Consider the following 22,392-nt stretch of genomic DNA (forward strand, 5'->3'; position numbering starts at 1 on the left):
AAGTGCCGGCGCTGTGGCACGAGAATGGTCCCGTGCCGACCAAGAAGAAACCCCCGGTGACCGCCGCTCCGGCCCGCCGTCGTGAACTCCTCGACACGGCGGCCGAGGTCTTCGCCGAGCAGGGCTACAACGCCACCACCGTACGGAAGATCGCGGACCATGCGGGCATGCTCGCGGGCAGCCTCTACTACCACTTCGACTCCAAGGAATCGATGCTGGAGGAGATCCTGCGGACCTTCCTCGACGAGCTCTGGGGCGGCTACGACACCGTCCTGGACGCCGAGTCGGGCCCGCGCGAGACGCTGGAGGCCCTGGTCACCGAGTCGTTCCGGGAGATCGACCGGCACCGCGCCGCCGTCGCGATCTACCAGAAGGAGAGCAAACAACTGGTCGCGCAGGAGCGGTTCGCGTTCCTCGCCGAGTCGCAGCGCAAGTTCGAGAAGGCGTGGCTGTCCACGCTGGAGCGCGGGGTCGCCGCCAAGGTCTTCCGGGCCGACCTCGACGTCCGGCTCACCTACCGGTTCGTGCGGGACACGGTGTGGGTCGCCGCGTCCTGGTACCGGCCCGGCGGACAGCACAGCGCCGAGGAGATCGCCCGGCAGTACCTGTCGATGGTGCTGGACGGGATCGCCGTACGCACGTAACCGAAGCGTGAGTCTGGGGAGTTGGCATGGCCGAGGCCTACATCGTCGAAGCGGTCCGGACACCCGTCGGGCGGCGCAAGGGAGGGCTGAGCGGGGTCCATCCGGCCGATCTCGGGGCGCATGTGCTCAAGGAACTGGTCGCGCGGTCGGGGATCGATCCCGCCGCCGTCGAGGACGTCGTCTTCGGGTGTCTGGACGCGGTGGGGCCGCAGGCCGGGGACATCGCGCGGACCGCCTGGCTGGCCGCCGGGCTGCCCGAGGAGGTGCCGGGCGTGACGGTGGACCGGCAGTGCGGCTCCTCGCAGCAGGCCGTGCACTTCGCGGCCCAGGGCGTGCTGTCCGGCACCCAGGACCTGGTCGTCGCCGGCGGCGTCCAGAACATGTCCCTCATCCCCATCGCCTTCGCCTCCCGCCAGGCCGCCGAACCGCTCGGTCTCACGGACGGCCCCTTCGCGGGCAGCGAGGGCTGGCGCGCCCGGTACGGGACACAGCCGGTGAACCAGTTCGCCGGCGCCGAGATGATCGCCGCGAAGTGGGGCATCAGCAGGCAGGACCAGGAGGAGTTCGCCCTCCGCTCGCACCGGCGGGCCCTGCGCGCCATCGACGAGGGCCGCTTCGAACGCGAGACGGTCGCCTACGGCGCGGTCGCGGTCGACGAGGGCCCGCGCCGGGACACCTCGCTGGAGAAGATGGCCGGCCTGAAACCGGTCGTCGACGGCGGCACCATCACCGCCGCCTGCTCCTCCCAGGTCTCCGACGGCGCGGCGGCGATGCTGCTCGCCTCCGAACGGGCGGTACGGGAACACGGGTTGACGCCCCGCGCCCGTATCCACCACCTCTCCGTCCGGGGCGAGGACCCGATCCGTATGTTGTCCGCCCCCATCCCGGCCACCGCCCACGCCCTGAAGAAGACCGGCCTGACCATCGACGCCATCGACCTCGTCGAGATCAACGAGGCCTTCGCGCCCGTCGTCCTCGCCTGGCTGAAGGAGACGGGCGCCGATCCCGACCGGGTCAACGTCAACGGCGGCGCGATCGCCCTCGGCCACCCCCTCGGCGCGACCGGCGTCAAGCTCATGACCACCCTCCTGCACGAACTGGAGCGCACCGGCGGCCGGTTCGGCCTCCAGACCATGTGCGAGGGCGGCGGCCAGGCCAACGTGACGATCATCGAACGGCTCTGATCCCGGGCAGTCCCGGGGCGGTTCAGGAGTCGGCCCGGACCAGCGTCCACAGCACCTCCTCGGCCTCCTTCATCACCCGCGCCACCAGCTCCGCACACGACGGCAGGTCGTCGATCACCCCGGCGACCTGCCCGGACGCCATCACCCCGAGATCCGTACGGCCGTCCACCATCGACGCCTTGAGCAGCATCGGGGTGTTCGCGGCCAGCAGCATCTGGCTCCAGGTCAGCTCCTTGCCGTGCTTCATGGCGAGGCCGTCGCGGATCATGCGCGGCCAGGTCAGGCCGGACAGGCGGCGGAAGCCGGCCGCCCGGCGTATCGCCTGGAGCAGGGCCCGCGTACGGCCGGAGTGCTCCAACGTCTCCACCAGTTCGGTGCGGAGCATGCGGTGCGGCAGGCCGTCGACCGCCCGCGTGACCGTGACGTCCTTGACCGTCGCCGCCAGATAGGCCGCCTTCACCGCGTCCGGGACCGTCGAGTCCGAGGTGAGGAGGAAGCGGGTGCCCATGGCAACCCCAGCTGCCCCGTAGGCCAGCGCCGCGACCAGGCCCCGCCCGTCGAAGAAGCCGCCCGCCGCCACCACCGGTATGTCCACCGCGTCCACCACCTGCGGCAGCAGCACCGTCGTCGCCACCTCCCCGGTGTGGCCGCCGCCCTCCCCGCCCTGCACGATCACCGCGTCCGCGCCCCACGCCGCGACCTTCTCCGCGTGCCGCCGCGCCCCGATCGACGGGATCACGACCACACCCGCCTCCTTCAGCTCGGCGATCAGCTCGGCGGAGGGCGCGAGCGCGAAGGACGCGACCCGAACGCCCTCCTCGATCATGATCCGCACCCGGTCGCCGGCGTCCGCCGCGTCCGCCCGCAGATTCACCCCGAACGGCGCTCCCGTACGGGACTTGACCTCGCGGATCGCCTCCCGGAGCCGGTCGGTGTCCATGGTCGCGGAGGCCAGGATGCCCAGCGCGCCCGCGTTCGCCGTGGCCGACACCAGACGCGGGCCCGCCACCCAGCCCATCCCCGTCTGCACGATCGGATGCCGCACCCCGACCAGCCTGGTCAGCGCGGTCTCCATCAGACAGCCACCTCCCTGCGGCGGGCGTCGGCCGGGTCGAGGACCTCGCGGATCAACCGCAGCTCCTCCGGGGTGGGTTCACGGGTCGGCGGTACCTCGTCCGGGACCGTCAGCTCGAAGCCGGTCGCCTCCCTGACCTGCTCCACCGTGACCCCCGGATGCAGCGAGGCCAGCCGCATGGAGCGGTCGGGGGTCGCGAAGTCGAAGACACCGAGGTCGGAGACGACCCGGGGGATGCGGTGGAAACGGGCTGTCCCCGGGTGCTCGGCGACCCGGTCGTAGCCCACCCCGCACACCATGTCGACCTTCTCCACGAACACGCGTCGGGAGTGCCGCGATATCCAGTAACTCGTCGGATTGTTCAGCGTGTTGACCGGCGCCCCGCGCACCCCGAGCAACTGCCGCTTCGGGCGCGCCCAGTCACCGATGCACGAGATGTTCTGGTTGCCGTACCGGTCGATCTGGCTCGCGCCCATCATCACGTGGCGGCGTCCGCCGGACACCAGGGCGAGGTGCTGCCGGTACGGCAGCCAGCCCTCCGGTGTCCCGTCCGGACGGACGATCATCGCCTCGCCGTCGGTCAGCAACAGGTCGGGCGCGAAGGTGAGCCGGGCCAGGCGCGCGCCGACGGACGGGATCAGGCCCATCGGGCTGGCCAGGATCTCACCGGCGTCACGCCACGCCTCCGCACAGGCGATCACGCAGTATTCGGAACGCAGTACCTCCATCACCCCTCTTCCTCCTGCCAGTTGCGCACCGCCGACCGGTAGTCCGCCTCGTCCCCGGCGAGGAAGCGCTCGGAGAACCCCGCCCAGGGTGTCGTCGCGTACAGCCGCTGGAACTCCTCGTCCCTGCCGTGGTCGGGGGCGCACGACGTGAAGTGGGCGCCGCCGGGCGCCTCGACGACCCCGGTCACGTGCAGCCGTTTGACGAGCAGGGACTGCGGTGGCGCCTCCTTCGTCAACTCGGCCGTGTCCACGATCCGTTCGCAGGAGACATAGGCCGCGTCCGCCGCCTCGCAGAACAGGTCGTCGAAGTACGGGTCCGGGCCCAGATACTGCCCGTTGCCCAGCCGGTCGGCCCGGTTGACGTGCACCAGGGCCGCGTCCAGCCGCAGCGCGGGCATCGCCACGAACGTCTCCCCGTCCTCGTACGGCGAAGTCACCGTCCGCAGACCGGGGTTGACCCGCATCACGTCCGAACCGATCCCCGCGCGCACCGGCAGGAACGGCAGCCGGTTCGCCGCCGCGCGCAGACCCCACATGAACATGGCCTCGTCGACCTCCGTCAGCTCGAACTCCCCGCGCTCCCGCCCCGCGCGGTAGTGCGGTTCGAGCGGGATGGAATCGAGGGTGACGAACGGCGCGACCAGTCTGCGGACCCGGCCGGCCGCCACCAGCATCCCGACGTCCGGGCCGCCGTACGAGACCAGGGTGAGATCGCCGATGCCGCTCCGTAACAGCGCACGGACCAGTGACATCGGCTTCCTGCGGGAACCCCAGCCGCCGATGCCCAGGGTCATGCCGCTCGTCAGCCGGGACACGACCTCGTCGGCGGTCATCGTCTTGTCAGCCACTCTCGGCCCCCTCCTTCCCGAACGTGTCGCGCACCCGGTCGGCCACCCCGCTGACGCTGGCCTCGAAGGTGAAGCCCTGCTCGAAGCGGTAGCTGCGGCGGACGTCGACGGGGTCGATGCCGTTGATCGCGGACTTGGCGAGCCGGATCAGCTCGCCGTCCTTGGCGGCTATCTCGGCCGCCAACTCCAGCGCGGACGGCAGCAGTTCGGCGCGCGGTACGACCCGCCACACCGAGCCGTGCGTGTGCAGCTCGGCCGCCGTCGCCGTGCGCGAGGTGTAGTACAGGGCGCGCATCAGATGCTGGGGGACCAGCCGGGCCAGATGCGTGGCGGCACCCAGCGCGCCCCGGTCCAGCTCGGGCAGCCCGAAGGTGGCGTCCTCGCTGGCCACGATCACGTCCGCGTTGCCGACCAGACCGATGCCCCCGCCCAGACAGAAGCCCTGCACGGCCGCCACCACGGGCACCTCGCACTCGTACACCGCGGCGAACGCCTCGAAACAGCCCCGGTTCACCCCGGCCAGGGCCGACTGTCCGCGCGCCTGTATCTCCTTGATGTCCACGCCGGCGTTGAAGCCCCGCCCCTCGGCCGCCAGCACCACACAGCGCACACCGGGGTCGCGGCCCGCCGCGCGCACGGCGTCGGCCAGGGCGAACCAGCCGTCCACCGGCAGCGCGTTCACCGGCGGGTAGTCGACCGTGACGACCGAGATCCCCTTGCCCGCGAACGAGTTTTCCGGGGAGGAGGTGGAGACACCCATGGACGCATCAGCTACCTTTCCACCAAACATTTGTTAGGTGTGAGGCTTCGAAGCTAGCAGCCGCAGAATCCGAGCGGGAGGGCCTGTGGACAACCACTCCGTGGACAACCGCCCTGTGGACAACTCGCCCGACCGCCCCTTGAACGGCCGGACCGTCCTCGTCACCGGCGGCACCCGGGGCGTCGGCGCCGGTATCGCGCGCGCCTTCGTCGAGGCCGGTGCCAAGGTGCTGACCTGCGCCCGCAAACCGCCCGAAGTCCCGGTCGAGGGAACCGAGTTCAGTCCCCTCGATCTGCGCGACCCGGACGCCGTAAGGGAGTTCTTCGCCGCGCTGCCCCGGCTCGACGTCCTCGTCAACAACGCGGGCGGCGCGCCGTACCGCCCGCTCGTCGACGCGAAGGCCGAACGCCACGCGCGGATCATCGAGTTGAACCTCCTCGCCCCGCTCACCGCCTCCCTCGCCGCGTACGAACACCTCAGGCGGGCCAGGGGGTCGGTCGTGATGATCGGCAGCGTCAGCGGGAGCCGGCCCTCGCCCGGTTCGGCGGCGTACGGGGCGGCCAAGGCGGGCCTGGAGAACCTGGCCCGCTCGATGGCGGTGGAGTGGGCGCCGGACATCCGCGTCAACACCCTCGTCGTCGGCATGGTCCGCACGGAGTCGTCCCACCTGCACTACGGCGGCGAGGACGCCATCGCGGCCGTCTCCCGCACCGTCCCGCTCGGCCGCCTCGCCGACCCCTCCGACGTGGGCGCGGCGGCGGTCTTCCTCGCTTCCCCCGCCGCCGCGTACATCAGCGGCGCGAGCCTCCTCGTCCACGGGGGCGGGGAGCGGCCCGCGTTCCTGGACGCCGCAACTGCCAACAAGGAGACGTGAGATGAGCGGAATCTGCGACGGCCGGGTCGTCGTCGTCACCGGCGCGGGCCGGGGCCTCGGCCGGGCCCACGCCCTCGCCTTCGCAGCCGAGGGCGCCAGGGTCGTCGTCAACGACCTCGGCGTCGGCCTCGACGGCACCCCGGACCCCGACAGCCCCGCCGCGCAGGTCGTCGCGGAGATCCGCGCGGCGGGCGGCGAGGCGGTGGCCCACGGCGGCGACATCGCCACGGGTACCGGTGCCGCGTCCCTGGTCACGACCGCCCTGGAGACCTACGGCCGCCTCGACACCCTTGTCAACAACGCGGGTTACCTGCGCGACCGTATGCTCGTCAACCTCGACGAGGACGACTGGGACGCGGTGCTGCGCGTCCACCTGAAGGGCCACTTCCTGCCCCTGAAGCACGCTGCCGCGCACTGGCGGGCCGAGACCAAGGCGGGCCGCACCCCGACCGCCCGGATCATCAACACCAGCAGCGGAGCAGGCCTGTTGGGCTCCGTGGGCCAGGGCAACTACAGCGCCGCCAAGGCCGGCATCGTAGGCCTCACTCTCGTAGCGGCGGCCGAACTCTCCCGCTACGGCGTCCAGGTCAACGCCATCGCCCCCGCGGCCCGCACCCGCATGACGGAACACACCTTCGCCGCGACGATGACGGCCCCCGACGCCGGCTTCGACAGAATGGCCCCGGAGAACGTCTCACCCCTGGTGGTGTGGCTGGGTTCCGCCGCGAGTGCGGGGGTCACGGGTCGGGTCTTCGAGGCAGAGGGCGGGCGCATCACCGTGATGGAGGGGTGGAGGGCGGGGCCGAGCGCGGACAAGGGGGCGCGGTGGAGTGCGGGGGAGGCGGGGGAGGCGGTGCTGAAGCTGCTGGCGGAGGCGGAGGTTCCGGGGGCGGTGTACGGGGCGTAGTGGTAGTTGGACCTGCCCTTTTGTCTCACCGAGACGGGTGCTGGAGGGCATAGGCCGGGGGCTGGGGGGCGGAGCCCCCAGGGCGGCCCCACCGGCCTACGTGTCGCACTCCAACACGGTCCGGCACAAAGAACACCGCGCCCGCACTCGCCCCCGCACCGGCACCCTGATCCGCTGATGGCACGTGGGGCAGGGGAACGACACCCGCAAGCTGCCGTGGCCGTCCCCGCTGAAGGCGTACGGCACCCCCTTCTGCACTCCGGGCCCGTGCCGCCGGTCGTGCGCGTAGCGGCGCCGGCCCGCCCACCCCGCCGCCGTCAGCGGAGGCTGCTGCTCGTCACGGCGGGCCTGCTCCATGCCCTTGACGTACGCCGTGTAGGCCTGCGGGCTCGTGAACCACACCGAGGGATCCTCACCGAAGACCAGCGCCCGCTTGGCGAGGACGTACCCGAACTCCTCCGGCGTGAGATAGCCGAGCTTCTGCGAGGAAGCCGAGTCCTCCCGGTACGCGTCCAGCAGCAGCCATCCCGCGCCGAGATACGTCGCCGCCGTGTCCGTGAGGATCTCGTTCTCGCGGGTGCCGGGGAAGGACAGGTCGAGGCGGTGCAGGTAGACATGCATGACCTCGTGCGCGAGAGCCGCGCCGATGTCCCGCCGATGGGTGCGGAACCGGTCGTTCAACTCGACGAAGTACTCGGGCCCGGCCGTGAGTTCGACGTTCGCCGCATGCTGCATCTCACGGAAGCTGACGATCAGCCGGGCATCCGGGAGCCGGTAGTGCCGGACCATCTCCCGGGCCACCCGCTGCGCCCCCAGATGCAGATCGTCCGTGTCGCAGAACGCCACGTCGACGGGGGCCACACTGGTCGCGAACGTCTGGACGGTGTCGTACGACAAGCGCTTGTAGAGCGCGGTGATGGAGTCCCGCACCGTGTCCAGATGCGGGTAGCCGTGCTCGACCGGTCCGTCGTCCGCCACGTCCACAACCCCCAGAGACGCCCTGAACCCGCATCCACTCTATGCCGAGGGGCGTGGATGCACGCCCCCAATAATTCCCTGCCGGATCGCGGCGGAGAAGGCTATGCTCCCCGCGATGACGACTCACTCTGTTCACAGAATGGGGGTCCCGTCCGCGCAAGGTGAGTGCTGATGCTCCCTCACACCGCGAACGGGAACTCCCGGCTTTCCTTCTGGCCGCGCGTGCGCGAGTTCGCCGTGCCGCCCTCCATGATCGAGACCGCCACGGTCCGCCGCGCCGCCGGGGACTGGGCGGGCGCCTGCGCCGCCGCCGGTGTCGACGTCGATCTGGACCTACGGTCCCTCGCGCGCACCCACGGCCGGGAACTGGCCGTCCAGGTGCGCGCCGACCTCCGCCGACTCGCCCCCGACCTGCTCCGCTGGCATCTGCCGAGGATCGCCCCGGACGGGCTGCTGCGCCCGGGGCTGACCATCACCCTGGCCCGCTACGAGCACGATGCCGCCCACCCGCTCCACCTGGTGGTCCGGACTCCACCCGCCTGGGCCGACGGCGGCCAGCGGATCGGCCTCGCGCTGTGGGACGGCACCCGCCGGGACGCCGTGGCCCGGCGGCATCCGCATCCCCGGCCGAGCCGACGGTTCCGGCTCGACCTGCACCGACACCTGTGGGACGCGGGAAGGAGCGGTGAGCTGCGGGTCCGCTCCGGAGCCGACCGGCCGGCCGCCGACGAACCTCCACCGGTCCCGGCTCCGCTGGACACCGTGCCCGAGGCGTGGAACTGCGCCGTCGACCGGTGGGCGGACGAGGCGGCGATCCTGCTCCACGCGGAGGGACGGACGGCCGGTCCCGTCACCGTACGGTTCGGTTCCCGGCACCGGTTCGTGCTGGATCCGGCCGCCGACACCCTGCGCATCGCACCGGCACCGACCGACGGCAGCGCCGCCGCCCTCCCGGTCCTGCCCGACGCGGCGACCTGGGTCCCACCCGACCTGGAACTCCTCCGCACCGGCGCGATCGAGGCCGGCCGGCTCCATCCGCTGGTCGCCGCCGCACTCGTACCGGATCGCCCCCGGCCGGACGGTTCCGTACGGATCCCGGACCGGGCAGGGCAACCGCACCTGGTCGAATGCCGGGGCGCCCTGCACCGGATCGGGCTGGTCGACGGCGTACTGGCACCTCTCGACCACGATCCGGACGAGATCCGGCGCGAGGAACTGCTCGTCGCGCTGACCGGCACCCCGCTGCCCTGCCTCCAGGCGGTCGACGACGCCCACCGCCACCCGGACTGCCTCACCGGCGTCCGCGAACGCCTCATCCACGGCGACACCGCCGGCGCGCTCGCCGTCGTGGAGGGACTGCTCGGTCCCGACGCGGTGCTGCGCGGCGGCGCGCTGCGGGACGAACTCCGGGCGGCGGCCCAACGGCGGCTCAGTTACGGGCTGTTCAGGGCGGGCCTGGCCGGCCCCGGACCTCGGTCCGGCCACTTCTTCCCAGGACTTCCGCGCCCACGGAACGTCCGCCGCCGCACCGCCGGCCGCTGACCGCCCGGGGCCTTCGCCTCACCCACGCACGTCTCACTCCGACCCCAAAGGTGACCACATATGCCCACACGCACCCTGTACGCCGCCACCGACACCTCCTCCCACCCCTCCCACCCCACCCAACTCGACGTCGCCGGCGACCTGTTGGCCCTCCTGCGCGACACCACCACCGAACCGCGCCCCGACATCCAGCTGGAGGCTCTTACCCTGGCCGTCGCCGCCGACCTCCCCGTGCTGCTGTGGGGCGAGCCGGGCATCGGCAAGACGGCCGCCCTGACCCAGCTCGCCGCGGCCCTGGACCTGCCGTTGACGACGGTGATCGCCAGCGTGCACGAGCCGTCCGACTTCTCCGGGCTGCCCGTCGTGGGCGACGATCCCGCCGAGCAGGGCGTCCCGATGGCCCCGCCGGACTGGGCCGTACGGCTCGTACGGACGGGCCGGGGGCTGCTGTTCCTGGACGAGTTGTCGACCGCGCCGCCCGCCGTGCAGGCCGCGCTGCTGCGGCTCGTGCTGGAGCGGCGGATCGGCGCGCTCCAACTGCCGCCCGGGGTGCGGATCGTGGCCGCCGCCAACCCCCGGTCCTCGGCGGCCGACGGCTGGGAGCTGAGCCCGCCGCTGGCCAACCGGTTCGTGCACCTCCAGTGGACCCACGACCACGAGGTCGTCGTACGCGGCCTCGGCGGCACCTGGCCCGTGGCGACCCTGCCGCGGCTCGACCCGGAGAAGCTGCCCGGAGCCGTGGAGTACGCGCGCCGCGCGGTGTGCGGACTGCTCACCGGCCGCCCCAAGCTGGTCCACCAACTGCCCAGCAGCGAGGCACGGAGGGGCGGTGCCTGGCCCTCGCCCCGGAGCTGGGAGATGGCCGTGTGCCTGACCGCGTTCGCCACCGCGGCCGGCTCTTCCCGGGAAATGCTGTCCCTGCTGGTCCGGGGCACGGTCGGGGACGGTCCCGGGCTGGAACTGCTGGCCGCCGTGGACCGGATGGACCTCCCCGATCCCGAGACGTTCCTCGCCGATCCGACCGCCGGTGAGCTGCCCGAGCGCGGGGATCTGCGCCAGGCCGTTCTCGACGGCGTGGTGGCCGCGGTCCGCAACCGTCCCGACCGGGCCCGCTGGGACGCGGCCTGGGCGCTCCTGGTCCGGGCGCTGGAGACCGGCGCCCCGGACCTCGTCGTCGTCCCCGCGACCACCCTCGCCTCGCTGCGCCGGGAGGACTGGGACGTACCCGAGTCCATCGAGCAACTCGCCGGAGTGGTCGCCCTGTCGCAACGGGCGGACCGCGCCGCCGCGACCGTGAAGGGCGGCCGATGAACCCCGACCCGGCCATGGACCTCGACCTCGACAAGCTCTTCGCCGCCCGCCTCTACGCGGCCCGCGTGCGCCCCTACCTGGCCACCGCCCTGTTCGCCCTGCACACCGTCGCGTCCCGGCAGGTGCCGACGATGGCCGTCGACCGGCACTGGCGCTGCTATGTCTCGCCGGGGTTCGTGGACCGGATGCCGGTCGAGGACCTGGCCGGAGTCTGGGTCCACGAGGTGTCCCACCTGCTGCGCGACCACCACGGACGCGGCGACCGCCTCGCCCGCGAACGCGGACTGACCGGCCCGGGGGAGCGGCTGCGGATGAACATCGCCGCCGACATGGAGATCAACGACGACGCGTACGGCGAGGGCCTGGTCACCCCCGCGGGCGCGATCAAGCCGAAGACGCTGGGACTGCCCGCCGGGAACCTGATGGAGGACTACCTGCGCTGGTTCCAACTGGGGCCGCGCACCCAGGCGTTGGCGTGGCTGGACTGCGGCAGCGGCGCCGACGGGCTCGACCGGGGCTGGGAGCTGGGTCCGGACGGCGCGAACGGGCTCAGCGAGCAGCAGCGCGACGCGGTCCGCTTCCGGGTGGCGCAGGGCATCACCGGCCACCCGGGCAGCACCCCGAGCGGCTGGCGGCGGTGGGCCGAGGAGGCGTTCCATCCGACGCAGCCCTGGCGGGAGTTGCTGGGCGCGGCCGTCCGCTCGGCGGTCTCCGCCCCCGGCGCGGGCGAGGACTACAGCTACGGCAGGCCCTCGCGCCGCTCGGCCGGGCTGCCCGGCGTGGTGCTGCCGAGCCTGCGCCGCAGACCGCCCCGGGTCTGCGTGGTCATCGACACCTCCGGGTCGGTCAGCGACGCCGAACTGGGCAGCGCGCTCCTCGAAGTCGCCGCGATCTCCAGCGCGGTCGGCGGCCGCCGCGACCTGGTCTCCGTGGTGTCGTGCGACGCGGCGGCCCGCGTCGCGCAACCACTGTGCCGCGCCGAGGGCATCGAACTGCTCGGCGGCGGCGGGACGGACCTGCGCACCGGCTTCACCAAGGCGCTGCGCACCCGGCCCGACGCCGTCGTGGTCCTCACCGACGGCCAGACCCCCTGGCCGGAGCGGCGGCCGCCGTGCCGGACGGTGGTGGGCCTGTTCCCGCGCCGCTACGAGACCGGGGTGTACGACGAGGACGACCCCGACTACGTGCCGGACACCCCGCCCGACTGGGCCCGCGTGGTCGAGATCGGCTCCGCCCCCGTCTCCCGCTGAGCACGCAAGGAGACGGACTTCCCGGCGAGCGGCGCCTTCTGGAGCTCAAGGACCCACACGTCGTTCACCCCTTCCCGCAGCACGGGCCCGGGTACGTACAGCTCCCGCTGCGGCCCGGCCGACCAGTACCGCCCAAGGTTGAACCCGTTGACCCACACGAACCCCCGCGTCCAGCCCGGCAGTTCGAGTACGGCGTCCCCGGCGCCCCGCACCTCGACGGTGCCCCGGTACAGGCCGGGGGAGTCGCCCGGAGGCAGCGCCCCCAGCGCGATGCCCCCGACGTCGTCCAGCGCGTCCAGCCGCAGCCCACGCGCGCGGACGTCGTGCAGGTACTGCCGCTCGTGCAGCAGGCCCCCGGTGATCCCCTTCGGCTCCCCGAGCCGGGGACCGTAATTGGCCCTCCCCAGGGACTCGACCCACAGCTCCACGCGCGCGTGCCCCGCGACTGGCTCCTTGAGCTGCTCGTCGCCCTCCGTGAGGATCCCGGCCCGCTGCCCGTCTACGTAGACCACGGCCAGGTCCCGCAGCCCCCGCGCGGTGAGCGGATACGGGGCGCGCGGTCCCGGCACGGTCACCGCGTAGCGGACGAGACCGCGGTCGACGTCCAGCTCCTCGAAGGTGGGCGGGACCGGACCCTCGGACTCCGGTCCGCCGCGTGCCTCCAGGACGTCGCTCAAGGGCGCCCAGCCGGTCAGGCTCGCCTCGGCCGGGTGGGCCAACCCGGGCGGTGCGGGCGGGAGTTCGGGCAGCGGGGCGTCGGCGTACTCGGCGAACACCTCGCGCAGCCGCCAGAACTTCTCCGTGGGGCGCCCGTACTCGTCGATCGGGGCGTCGTAGTCGTAGGACGTCACGTCGGGCTCCAGCGGGCCCTCGTGGAGGGCGCCGCCGCCCCGGTTGGCGCCCGCCCAGCCGGCGAAGCTGGTGCCGCCGTGCGCCATGTAGACGTTCACCGACGCGCCGCACTCCAGGATCTCCCGCAGGGCGGACGCCGCGTCCTCGGCCGCGCGGACGACATGCTCGCCGCCCCAGTGGTCGAACCAGCCGCACCAGAACTCCATGCACATCAACGGCCCCTCGGAGCGGTACTTCCGCAGCGTCTCGAAGGCCACGCGCGCGTGGGACCCGAAATTCACCGTCGCCAGGACACCGGGGAGCGAGCCGCCGTCCAGCATGTGGTCCTCGGGGCCGTCCGAGGTGCACAGCGCAACCGTCACCCCCTGGTCGCGCAACAGCGCCTCCACTGCCCGCAGATAGACCGCGTCGGAGCCGTAGCTGCCGTACTCGTTCTCGACCTGCACCATGATCACCGGGCCGCCGCGGTCCAGCTGGCGGGGCACGACCTCGGCCAGCAGCCGGCCGAACCAGCGCTCCAGGTGGCCCAGGAAGCGCGCGTCACGGGTACGTGCGCGCGGCCCCAGTTCGTCCGTCAGCCAGTGCGGCAGCCCGCCGTTCTCCCACTCCGCGCAGATGTACGGCCCCGGGCGCACGATCGCCCACAGGCCCGCCTCCCGGGCCGCGTCCAGGAACCTGCCCAGCGCCTCCACGTCCCGGAACCCGCCCGGCGCCGGCTCGTGCAGGTTCCACGGGACGTACGTCTCCACGCAGTTGAGGCCCATCGCCCGCAGCATCGCCAGCCGGTGCCCCCACTGCGCCTCGTGCACCCGGAAGTAGTGCAGCGCCCCGGACAGCAGCCGCACCGGCCGCCCGTCCAGCAGAAAGTCCCTGTCGCCCACGGTGAACTCACTCATGCGCCGACTCTCTCCCCTTGGCGGCGATCACGTCCATGGACAAAGATCGCCACTACTTGGACCGAGTGACGTGTGAGGGGGCGCGGATGTACCACACCTGGATGCGGTTCTTCACGCCCACACCCGCCCACCACCGCCTCGGCCTCGCCTGCCTCGGCGTCGGCCTCCAGTACGGCGAGCTGCCCACGGTCGGCCCCCGCACCCTCGACCACCACGTGGCCGTCGTGATCAGCGCGGGCGGCGGCTGGTACCTCACCCCCGACGGCCGCCGCACCGCCGTCACCGCGCCCGCGCTGCTGTGGCTCACCCCCGGCGTGCCGCACCACTACGCGCCCGACCCCGGCGCCGGCTGGGACGAGGGGTTCGTCGACTTCACCGGGCCCGCTACGGCGACGTACACCGAACTCGGCTACATCGAGCCGGAGCGGCCCGTGGTGGCCCTCTCGGACGCGAGCGGGCCCCGCGCGGTCATCGGGCGCATGGCCCGCGCCGCGCGGCGCGGAAACCCCCTCCTGGAGGTGGAGACCGGGGCCGCCGTCCACGAGCTCCTGGTGGCCCTGCGCCGGGCCCGCGCCGACCTCGCCCCCGACGGCGACCCGGTCCTCCAGGGCCTCGCCCGCGACGCCTGTCTGCCGCTGACCGTCGCCGACCACGCGGCCCGGCACGGCATGACCCCAGCCGCCCTGCGCGCCGCCGTCCGCCGGGGCGCCGGGTGCAGCCCCAAGGACTACCTCCTCGGCATCCGCCTGGGCCGCGCCAAGGAACTTCTCGCCGCCACCGAACTCCCCGTCGCCGCCGTCGCCCGCCGCGTCGGCTACGATGACCCCGCCTACTTCTCCCGCCTCTTCACCCGCCGCGTCGGCATGCCCCCCGTCCGCTTCCGCGCCCAGCAGGGCCGCACCGTCCCCGGCGGCTGGAGCGACCAGGTCCCCGATCCGGCCGATCCGCCGATCATCGGGTGGGCACACTCCACGTAGGGTGGTCGCCCATGACCACCAGCAACAACGGAACCGGTGACGTCGACCCCGCCGTGCGCGAGGAACTGGCCAGGCTGCGCGACAGCATCGACAACATCGACGCGGCCGTCGTCCACATGCTCGCCGAACGCTTCAAGGCCACCCAGCAGGTCGGCTTCCTCAAGGCCACACACCGGCTGCCGCCCGCCGACCCGGCCCGCGAGGCCCGCCAGATCGAGCGCCTGCGCACCCTGGCCGAAAACGCCAAGCTGGACCCGGCGTTCGCCGAGAAGTTCCTCAACTTCATCATCGCCGAGGTGATCCGGCACCACGAGCGCATCGCGGAGGACGCCGTCAACGGCGGTTCACCCACGGCGAATTGACCGCACGAGTCCCGTAAGGGGCGTGACAGCGGGGTGTGTTCGGGGCGATGCTGCGCTGTGCACCTGCATGTGCACTCCTCGTCAGCCGACGGGCACACCCCGTCAGCGCCTGCGTCATAAGCTGGTCGTCCCACGCGGGAGGGACCTCGGGTCATGCCGTCGGATGCCAGGATCCTCATCGTCGACGACCATGAGGACACGCTGTACGCGCTGGAGAGCGCCCTCGCCCCGCTGGGCTACCGGCTCGCCCGCGCCACCAGCGGCGACGAGGCGCTCAAGCAGGTGCTCCGCGGCCAGGTCGGCCTGCTCCTCCTCGACGTGCGCATGCCGGGCGTCAGCGGCCTGGACGTGGTCCGCTATCTGCGCCGCCTCGAACAGACCCAGCGCATCCCCGTCGTCCTCCTCACCGGTTTCGGCCTCGACCCCGAACTGACCGCCGCCGCCTTCGGCCTCGGCGTCGCCGACCTCATCACCAAGCCCGTCGACCCCTGGACCCTGCGCACAAAGATCCGCTACCTCTACGACGCCCACCAGCGCCACCAGGCCCTGGAACAGGAGCTCCGCGAACTGCGCGCCCTCATCGAGGAGTCCCGGGAACCCCGCCCCGCCCTGCCGCACCCGGACGCGCGCGTGCCCTACCAGCGCGACCCCCAGAACACCACCACTCCCACCACCTCCACCCCCGACCGAACATAAGCCGCATACCGGACCGGCTCTGTGCCATGTCAGTGCCATCAGGCAGCATGTCCACCATGTCCGTACTGACGCGCGACGAAGCGCAGACCCGTGCCAGGCTCCTCGACGTCCACCGCTACACGATCGAACTCGATCTGACGACGGGCGAAGACACCTTCGACTCCCGCACCGTCATCCGGTTCACCGCTCGTGCCGACGCGGACACCTTCGTCGAACTCAAGCCCGCCGAGCTGCGCTCCGTCACCCTCGACGGACACCCCCTCGACCCGGAACAACTCGTCGAGAACCGGCTCCCGCTGCCCGGCCTCACCGCGGGCGAGCACGAGCTCCGCGTCGACGCGAGCATGCGCTACTCCCGCACCGGCGAGGGCATGCACCGCTTCACCGACCCCACCGACGGCGAGACCTACCTCTACACGCAGCTCTTCATGGAGGACGTCCAGCGCGTCTTCGCCGCCTTCGACCAGCCCGACCTCAAGGCCGTCTTCGACCTCACCGTCACCGCCCCCGAAGGCTGGACCGTCCTCGCCAACGGCATCACCGAACACCTCGGCGAAGGCCGCTGGCAGGCCGCCCCCACCCCCCTCATCTCCACCTACCTCGTCGCCGTCGCCGCCGGCCCCTGGCACTCGATCCGCACCGAACACCGAGGCCTGCCCTTCGGCATCCACTGCCGCCGCTCCCTGGCCCCCCACCTCGACGCGGACGCCGAGGAGATCCTCGACATCACCCGCCAGTGCTACGACCGCTACCACGAGAAGTTCGAGGAGCCCTACCCCTTCGACTCCTACGACCAGGCCTTCGTCCCCGAGTTCAACGCCGGCGCCATGGAGAACCCCGGACTCGTCACCTTCCGCGACGAGTTCGTCTACCGCTCCGCCGTCACCGAAACCGAGCGCCAGACCCGCGGCATGGTCATCGCCCACGAGATGGCCCACATGTGGTTCGGCGACCTCGTCACCCTCCAGTGGTGGGACGACATCTGGCTCAACGAGTCCTTCGCCGAGTACATGGGCTACCAGACCCTCACCGAAGCCACCCGCTTCACCGACACCTGGACCGACTTCGGCGTCGTCCGCAAGGCCTGGGGCTACGACGCCGACCAGCGCCCCTCCACTCACCCCGTGGCCCCCGAGAACGTCGACGACACCGCCTCCGCCCTCCTGAACTTCGACGGCATCTCCTACGCCAAGGGCGCCTCCGCACTACGGCAGTTGGTGGCCTGGCTCGGTGAGAAGGACTTCCTCGCCGGCATCAACACCCACTTCGCCCGCCACAAGTTCGCCAACGCCACCCTCGCCGACTTCCTCGACTCCCTCGCCTCCGGCACCGAACGAGACGTCCACGCCTGGGCGGACGCGTGGCTGCGCACGACGGGGGTGGACACGCTCACGCCCGAAGTCCGGGCCGAGGACGGATGGTGGCACCTCGACATCCAGCACCAGGGCAGCGACGGCGTCTGGTTGAAGCGCGACCCCTCCCTGGACCACGACGGACTCACCCACCTCAACACCCTCGTACCGTCCGGCGGCACCCGCCCGCACCGCATCACCATCGGCCTCTACGATCACGACCTCCACGACGCGAGCCGCCTGATCCTCCGAGACCGCATCGAGCAGGACCTCGCCGCCTCCCCCAGCGGCAGCCTCACCAGCACCATGGGCCCGCGCCCCGCCCTCGTCCTCCTCAACGACGGCGACTTCACCTACGCCAAGATCCGCTTCGACACCGAGTCCCTCGAAACGGTCCGCACCAGCCTCTCCGGCCTCCCCGAACCCCTCACCCGCGCGGTCGCCTGGAACGCCCTGCGCGACGCCGTCCGCGACGGCGAACTCCCCGCCTCCGCCTACCTGGACGCCGCCCGCGCCCACCTCCCGCACGAGACGGACCTCGCCCTCGTCCAGGGCGTCCTCGCCTTCGCCTCCGCCCAGGTCACCGACCGCTACCTCACCCCCGAGGCCCGCCCGGTCGCCCTCGCCACCCTCACCGACCTGTGCCGCGACCTCATCCGCCGCACCGAGGACGGCTCCAACCCCGGCCTGCGCCTCATCGCCGTACGCCACTTCATCGACGTCGCCGCCCACCCCGACACCATCGCCGCCTGGCTCGCCGAAGGCACCGTCCCCGGCGGCCCGGAACTCGACCCCGAGCTGCGCTGGCGCGTCCTGGCCCGCCTCGCCGTCCTCGGCGCCACCGAAGAAACCGCGATCGCCGCCGAGTTGGCACGCGACCCGTCCGCCACCGGCCAGGAAGGCGCCGCCCGCTGCCGGGCCGCCCTGCCCGACCCCGAGGCCAAGCGCACGGCCTGGGAGGCGATGTTCACCACCGACGACCTCTCCAACTACCTCTTCACCGCCACCGCCCAGGGCTTCTGGCAACCCGAACAGGCCGATCTCGTACGGGAGTACGTGCCCCGCTTCTACGAGGACGCGGTCGCCCTCGCCGCCCGCCGCGGCCCCGCCATGGCCGACGCCGCCGGCCGCTGGGCCTTCCCCGCCCACGCCGTCGACCCCGAAACCCTCCGCCTCGGCGAGGAATGCCTCCGCGACGCCGACCTCACCCCGGCCCTGCGCCGCAAACTGGTCGACCAACTCGACGACCTGGGACGGGCGTTGCGAGTCCGCGAGGCGTAGGACCCTCGCCCTACGCCCTCACGGATACGCCTCGTCCCTGCCGACGATGCGGCGGGCTGATCGTCCTTCCTAGGCTCGATGCCGCCAAGGACGATCAGCCCCAGGAGGAACCCGTGATCGTAGTGACAGGTGCCACCGGCAACGTCGGCCGCGCACTGGTGGAACGCCTCACCGCCGCCGGCCGGCCCGTGCGGGCGCTCACGCGCGACCCCCGGCGGGCCGGATTACCGCGGCAGGCCGAGGTCGTCCGCCACCAACTCGACGACCCCGCCGCCCTGTTCACCGGCGCGACCCAGCTCTTCCTGAACCTTCAGGCCACCGGCGACACGACCCCGGTACTGCTCGACGCCGCCCGCGCGGCCGGCGTCCGGGACGTCGTCATGCTCTCCTCCGGAATCATCCGCGAGGGCGCCGACACCAGCCACCCCATCCACATCCGGCACGCCAAGGCCGAACAACAGGTACGCGACAGCGGCCTCGCGGCGACCATCCTGCGGCCCAACGCCTTCGCGGCCAACGCCCTCCAATGGGCCCCGCAGATCCGCGCGGGCGACACCGTACGCGGCCCCTTCGCCGACGGCGTCTCGGCACCGATCCACGAGGACGACATCGCCGCCGTCGCCGAACGCGCCCTCCTCGACCCCGGCCACGAGGGAGCTGTCCACCGCCTCACAGGCCCCGAAGCGGTCACCACGGCCCAGCAGATCACCGCGATCGGCCACGCCATCGGCCGCGATCTCCGCTTCGACGAGATCCCCGTGGACGAGGTCGGCCCCGAACTCTTCCCCCACGTACCCCCGGAGATGCTCCCCGGCCTCCTCAAGGCCTTCGGCGGAAGCGTCGGCACGACACCGGAGATCACCACCACGGTGGAGGAGATCACCGGCGTACCCGCCCGCCCGTTCAGCACCTGGGCGAAGGACCACGCGGACGACTTCCGGTGACCCTCCCACCCCGCTCACACAACACTTTCGGGTTCTGATCGTTGTACTTTCCGGGCGCGTCGACCCACCTGCGTACAAGCTGGAACTCCCCTGCCCCGCGCCCCGGAGGACAGCCCATGAGCAACGCGCCCCTCGCCTCAGGCGCCGAAGGCCCCGACGCCCTGCGGCCGTTGCTCGACACCGTCCTCGACGCGCTCGGCACCGGACGGCGGGCCCGCGGCGGACCGTTCCCGGCCGGCGGCCCCGACGCGGTCGCCGCCCGGCTCCGGGACGCCGTGGGAGACGTACTCCCCGAAGACGGCGACCCCGACGCGCTGCGCACCCTCGTGCACGCCCTCGCGGAAGGCGCCGCCGACCCCGCCGAGCCGCTGTGCGCGGCACACCTCCACTGCCCGCCGCTCGCCGTCAGCGTCGCCGCCGACCTCGCCGTCAGCGCGCTGAACCCGTCCCTCGACTCCTGGGACCAGGCCCCCGCCGCCTCCGCCCTCGAAGCCCTCGTCACCCGCACCCTCGCCCACGAGATCGGCCTCGCCGACGCCCTCGTCACCACCGGCGGCACCGAAGCCAACCAACTCGCCCTGCTCCTCGCCCGCGAAGCCCACAGCGGCACCGTCCAGTTGGTCTGCGGAAGCAACGCCCACCACTCCCTTCCCCGCGCCGCCTGGCTCCTCGGCCTGCCCGACCCCGTCGTCGTCCCCGCACCCGCAGGCACCCTCGACCCCGCCGCCCTCGACGAAGCCCTCACCGCACTCCCGGGCCCGCGCGGCTCCGTCCTGGTCGCCGCCACCGCCGGCACCACCGACGCCGGACTCATCGACCCGCTCCCCGAGATCGCCGGCCTGTGCGCCGCCCACGGCGCCCGCCTCCACATCGACGCCGCCTACGGCGGAGGCCTCGTCTTCAGCGACCGCCACCGCGACAAACTCGCCGGCCTCGACCGCGCCCACACCGTCACCCTCGACCTGCACAAACTCGGCTGGCAGCCCGTCGCCGCGGGCCTCCTCGCCGTACGGCATCCCCGCGACCTCGCCGCCCTCACCCAGCGCGCCGACTACCTCAACGCCGACGACGACACCGAAGCAGGCCTCCCCGACCTTCTCGGCCGCTCCATGCGCACCACCCGACGCCCCGACGTCCTCAAACTCGCTGTCACCCTGAAAACCCTCGGCCGCACCGGACTCGGCACCCTCGTCGACCAAGTCTGCGCCCGCGCACGGGAGTTCGCCGCCATGGTCCACAACCACCCCGGCTTCGAGCTCTACGACCCGCCCGTCATCAGCACCGTCCTGTTCCGGCCCGCCGAAGCCACCGACGACGCCGTGGCCGCCGTACGCCGACAACTCCTCCACGACGGACGCGCCGTCCTCGGCCGGGCCGCCCTCGACGGCCGGCTCTGGCTCAAGGCAACCCTCCTCAACCCCCACACCCGGCCCGACGACCTGGCCGCCCTCCTGAAACTGGTGGAAGGACACACCCCCCGATGAGCCACCCCCCGACGGGTCACCCCCGGACCCCCAACCCCCCACGCCACGAACCCGATCCACCCCGCGACCTGGTCGGCATCGGCATCGGCCCCTTCAACCTCTCCCTGGCCGCCCTCGCCCAGCCCCTCACCGAACTCGACACCGCCTTCTACGAACAGCGCCCCGGCTTCGACTGGCACCCCGGCCTGCTCATCGACGGCACCACCGTCCAAGTCCCCTTCCTCGCCGACCTGGTGACCCTCGCCGACCCCGCCAGCCCCTGGTCCTTCCTCAACTACCTGAAGGACCGCGACCGGCTCTTCCCCTTCTACTTCGCCGAGCGCTTCCGCATCCAGCGCGCCGAGTACGACGCCTACTGCCGCTGGGTCGCCGACAGCCTCCCCGGACTCCACTTCGGCCACCAGGTCGACGCCGTCCGCTTCAACCCCGAACGCGACGTCTTCGAGGTCGACTTCACCCAGCTCGACAGCGACGGGGAGGCGGAGGCCCTCGGCCGGACCTACACCAAGAACATCGTCCTCGGCGTCGGCACCACCCCCTACGTCCCCGACCCGCTCAAACCCCTCGTCGAAGCCCCCGGCGTCCCCGTGATCCACGCCGCCGACTACCTCGCCCACCGCGAGACCTTCCTCGCCGCCGAACACATCACCGTCATCGGCTCAGGACAGACCGGCGCCGAGGTCTTCCTCGACCTGCTCCGCAACCGGCCCGCAGGACACGAGAAACTCCACTGGATCGGCCGCAGCGAGGCCTTCGCCCCCATGGAGTACTCCAAGCTCGGCCTGGAGCACTTCACCCCCGACTACACCCGCTACTTCCACGCCCTCGCCGAACCCGTCCGCGACCGCCTCGTCACCTCGCAGTGGCAACTCCACAAGGGCATCGACGCCGACACCATCGCCGCCATCCACGACGAGCTCTACCGCCGCACCCTGCACGGCGGCTGGCCCGACGCCGTCCTCACCCCCGGCGTCCGCGTCCGAACGGCGGGCCGGATCGCGACCACCAAGGTCGAACTCCACCTGGAACACGTCCAGCAGAACACCCGCTCCCGTCTCACCACCGACGCCGTCGTCCTCGCCACCGGCTACCGCGAACGCCCCCTCGGCCGCATCCTCGCCGGACTCGACCCCTACCTGCGCCGCGACAGCGCCGAACGCCCGCGCGTCGACGAGCAGTTCAGACTCGTCCTCGACCCCTCCGTCACCGGCGCCGACTGCCACGTCTACGTTCAGAACGCCGAACTCCACACCCACGGAGTCGGCGCCCCCGACCTCGGCCTCGCCGCCTGGCGCAGCGCCACCATCCTCAACTCCCTGACCGGCAAGGAGCCTTACCCCCTGCCGGACCGAACGGCCTTCACGACCTTCGGACTCGACCCGCAGCCGCAGATCCCCCCGGCCCGGCAGGCCCGGACCCTCACCCCACTCGTCGAAGGCAGGTGAGG

Annotated in this window: 20 protein-coding genes; 14 read left to right on the forward strand and 6 right to left on the reverse strand. The window is 72.4% G+C overall.

The window, feature by feature from the left end; genetic code table 11:
* The first annotated feature begins 32 nt into the window (after window positions 1-32).
* Window positions 33-644 (forward strand): TetR/AcrR family transcriptional regulator, encoded by a 612-nt coding sequence (locus ACFXC1_RS13230; protein WP_381242194.1) that lies wholly within the window; start codon window positions 33-35, stop codon window positions 642-644.
* A 26-nt stretch (window positions 645-670) separates the two neighbouring features.
* Window positions 671-1,828, forward strand: coding sequence for an acetyl-CoA C-acetyltransferase (locus tag ACFXC1_RS13235; RefSeq protein WP_381242196.1), 1,158 nt, complete (start codon window positions 671-673; stop codon window positions 1,826-1,828).
* A 22-nt stretch (window positions 1,829-1,850) separates the two neighbouring features.
* Here the strand turns inward: ACFXC1_RS13235 and ACFXC1_RS13240 are convergent, their stop codons facing one another.
* Genes ACFXC1_RS13240 through ACFXC1_RS13255 form a run of 4 tightly spaced genes read right to left on the reverse strand, consistent with a single transcriptional unit; the run spans window position 1,851 to window position 5,239 of the window.
* Complete coding sequence (locus tag ACFXC1_RS13240; RefSeq protein ID WP_381242198.1) at window positions 1,851-2,903, reverse strand: NAD(P)H-dependent flavin oxidoreductase; 1,053 nt, start codon at window positions 2,901-2,903, stop codon at window positions 1,851-1,853.
* The gene (locus ACFXC1_RS13245; protein WP_381242200.1) at window positions 2,903-3,631 is read right to left on the reverse strand and encodes a CoA-transferase subunit beta; all 729 of its coding nucleotides are present in this window, start codon (window positions 3,629-3,631) and stop codon (window positions 2,903-2,905) included. The genes ACFXC1_RS13240 and ACFXC1_RS13245 overlap by 1 nt, the downstream gene beginning before the upstream one ends.
* A complete protein-coding gene (locus ACFXC1_RS13250) occupies window positions 3,631-4,479 on the reverse strand; it encodes a CoA transferase subunit A (RefSeq protein ID WP_381242202.1) in 849 nt (282 codons plus the stop codon). The genes ACFXC1_RS13245 and ACFXC1_RS13250 overlap by 1 nt, the downstream gene beginning before the upstream one ends.
* Window positions 4,472-5,239: an enoyl-CoA hydratase family protein gene (locus tag ACFXC1_RS13255; protein WP_381242204.1), complete on the reverse strand. Its 768-nt coding sequence runs from the start codon at window positions 5,237-5,239 to the stop codon at window positions 4,472-4,474. The genes ACFXC1_RS13250 and ACFXC1_RS13255 overlap by 8 nt, the downstream gene beginning before the upstream one ends.
* 139 nt (window positions 5,240-5,378) lie before the next feature.
* On the opposite strand from ACFXC1_RS13255, the gene ACFXC1_RS13260 reads away from it, so the two are divergent.
* Window positions 5,379-6,113 (forward strand): SDR family oxidoreductase, encoded by a 735-nt coding sequence (locus ACFXC1_RS13260; protein WP_381242692.1) that lies wholly within the window; start codon window positions 5,379-5,381, stop codon window positions 6,111-6,113.
* A gap of 1 nt (window position 6,114) precedes the next feature.
* Window positions 6,115-7,020 carry an SDR family oxidoreductase gene (locus ACFXC1_RS13265; RefSeq protein WP_381242206.1) on the forward strand — a complete coding sequence of 302 codons (906 nt, stop codon included), beginning with the start codon at window positions 6,115-6,117 and terminating at the stop codon, window positions 7,018-7,020.
* A 96-nt stretch (window positions 7,021-7,116) separates the two neighbouring features.
* Here ACFXC1_RS13265 and ACFXC1_RS13270 read toward each other — a convergent pair whose 3' ends face one another.
* Window positions 7,117-7,998 (reverse strand): hypothetical protein, encoded by an 882-nt coding sequence (locus ACFXC1_RS13270; RefSeq protein ID WP_381242208.1) that lies wholly within the window; start codon window positions 7,996-7,998, stop codon window positions 7,117-7,119.
* Between the two features lie 171 nt (window positions 7,999-8,169).
* Between ACFXC1_RS13270 and ACFXC1_RS13275 the strand changes: the two genes are divergently transcribed.
* The 3 genes from ACFXC1_RS13275 to ACFXC1_RS13285 are packed head-to-tail and all read left to right on the forward strand — an operon-like array spanning window position 8,170 to window position 12,101.
* Window positions 8,170-9,540, forward strand: a complete 1,371-nt coding sequence (locus ACFXC1_RS13275; protein WP_381242210.1) for a hypothetical protein — start codon at window positions 8,170-8,172, stop codon at window positions 9,538-9,540.
* A gap of 60 nt (window positions 9,541-9,600) precedes the next feature.
* Window positions 9,601-10,851, forward strand: a complete 1,251-nt coding sequence (locus ACFXC1_RS13280) for an AAA family ATPase (protein ID WP_381242212.1) — start codon at window positions 9,601-9,603, stop codon at window positions 10,849-10,851.
* Window positions 10,848-12,101 carry a vWA domain-containing protein gene (locus ACFXC1_RS13285; RefSeq protein WP_381242214.1) on the forward strand — a complete coding sequence of 418 codons (1,254 nt, stop codon included), beginning with the start codon at window positions 10,848-10,850 and terminating at the stop codon, window positions 12,099-12,101. Before ACFXC1_RS13280 ends, ACFXC1_RS13285 begins: the two co-directional genes overlap by 4 nt.
* Here the strand turns inward: ACFXC1_RS13285 and ACFXC1_RS13290 are convergent.
* Window positions 12,032-13,849, reverse strand: coding sequence for a glycoside hydrolase family 35 protein (locus ACFXC1_RS13290; protein WP_381242216.1), 1,818 nt, complete (start codon window positions 13,847-13,849; stop codon window positions 12,032-12,034). The genes ACFXC1_RS13285 and ACFXC1_RS13290 overlap by 70 nt on opposite strands.
* Before the next feature lie 86 nt (window positions 13,850-13,935).
* Here ACFXC1_RS13290 and ACFXC1_RS13295 point away from each other — a divergent pair, with 86 nt between their 5' ends.
* The 7 genes from ACFXC1_RS13295 (at window position 13,936) to ACFXC1_RS13325 (ending at window position 22,390) form a co-directional block, all read left to right on the forward strand.
* Window positions 13,936-14,826 carry a helix-turn-helix domain-containing protein gene (locus ACFXC1_RS13295; protein WP_381242218.1) on the forward strand — a complete coding sequence of 297 codons (891 nt, stop codon included), beginning with the start codon at window positions 13,936-13,938 and terminating at the stop codon, window positions 14,824-14,826.
* Between the two features lie 11 nt (window positions 14,827-14,837).
* Window positions 14,838-15,188 (forward strand): chorismate mutase, encoded by a 351-nt coding sequence (locus ACFXC1_RS13300; protein ID WP_093625585.1) that lies wholly within the window; start codon window positions 14,838-14,840, stop codon window positions 15,186-15,188.
* A gap of 153 nt (window positions 15,189-15,341) precedes the next feature.
* A complete protein-coding gene (locus ACFXC1_RS13305) occupies window positions 15,342-15,884 on the forward strand; it encodes a response regulator (protein WP_381242220.1) in 543 nt (180 codons plus the stop codon).
* A 56-nt stretch (window positions 15,885-15,940) separates the two neighbouring features.
* On the forward strand, window positions 15,941-18,517 hold the full coding sequence (gene pepN, locus ACFXC1_RS13310; protein WP_381242222.1) for an aminopeptidase N: 2,577 nt from the start codon (window positions 15,941-15,943) through the stop codon (window positions 18,515-18,517).
* Window positions 18,518-18,630: 113 nt separating this feature from the next.
* On the forward strand, window positions 18,631-19,461 hold the full coding sequence (locus tag ACFXC1_RS13315; protein ID WP_381242224.1) for an NmrA family NAD(P)-binding protein: 831 nt from the start codon (window positions 18,631-18,633) through the stop codon (window positions 19,459-19,461).
* 116 nt (window positions 19,462-19,577) lie between these two features.
* A complete protein-coding gene (locus ACFXC1_RS13320; protein ID WP_381242226.1) occupies window positions 19,578-20,945 on the forward strand; it encodes a pyridoxal phosphate-dependent decarboxylase family protein in 1,368 nt (455 codons plus the stop codon).
* Window positions 20,942-22,390 (forward strand): lysine N(6)-hydroxylase/L-ornithine N(5)-oxygenase family protein, encoded by a 1,449-nt coding sequence (locus tag ACFXC1_RS13325; protein ID WP_381242228.1) that lies wholly within the window; start codon window positions 20,942-20,944, stop codon window positions 22,388-22,390. Before ACFXC1_RS13320 ends, ACFXC1_RS13325 begins: the two co-directional genes overlap by 4 nt.
* Window positions 22,391-22,392 lie beyond the last annotated feature (2 nt).

This window comes from Streptomyces hokutonensis, from assembly GCF_042751305.1.
Taxonomy (GTDB): Bacteria; Actinomycetota; Actinomycetes; order Streptomycetales; family Streptomycetaceae; genus Streptomyces; species Streptomyces hokutonensis_A.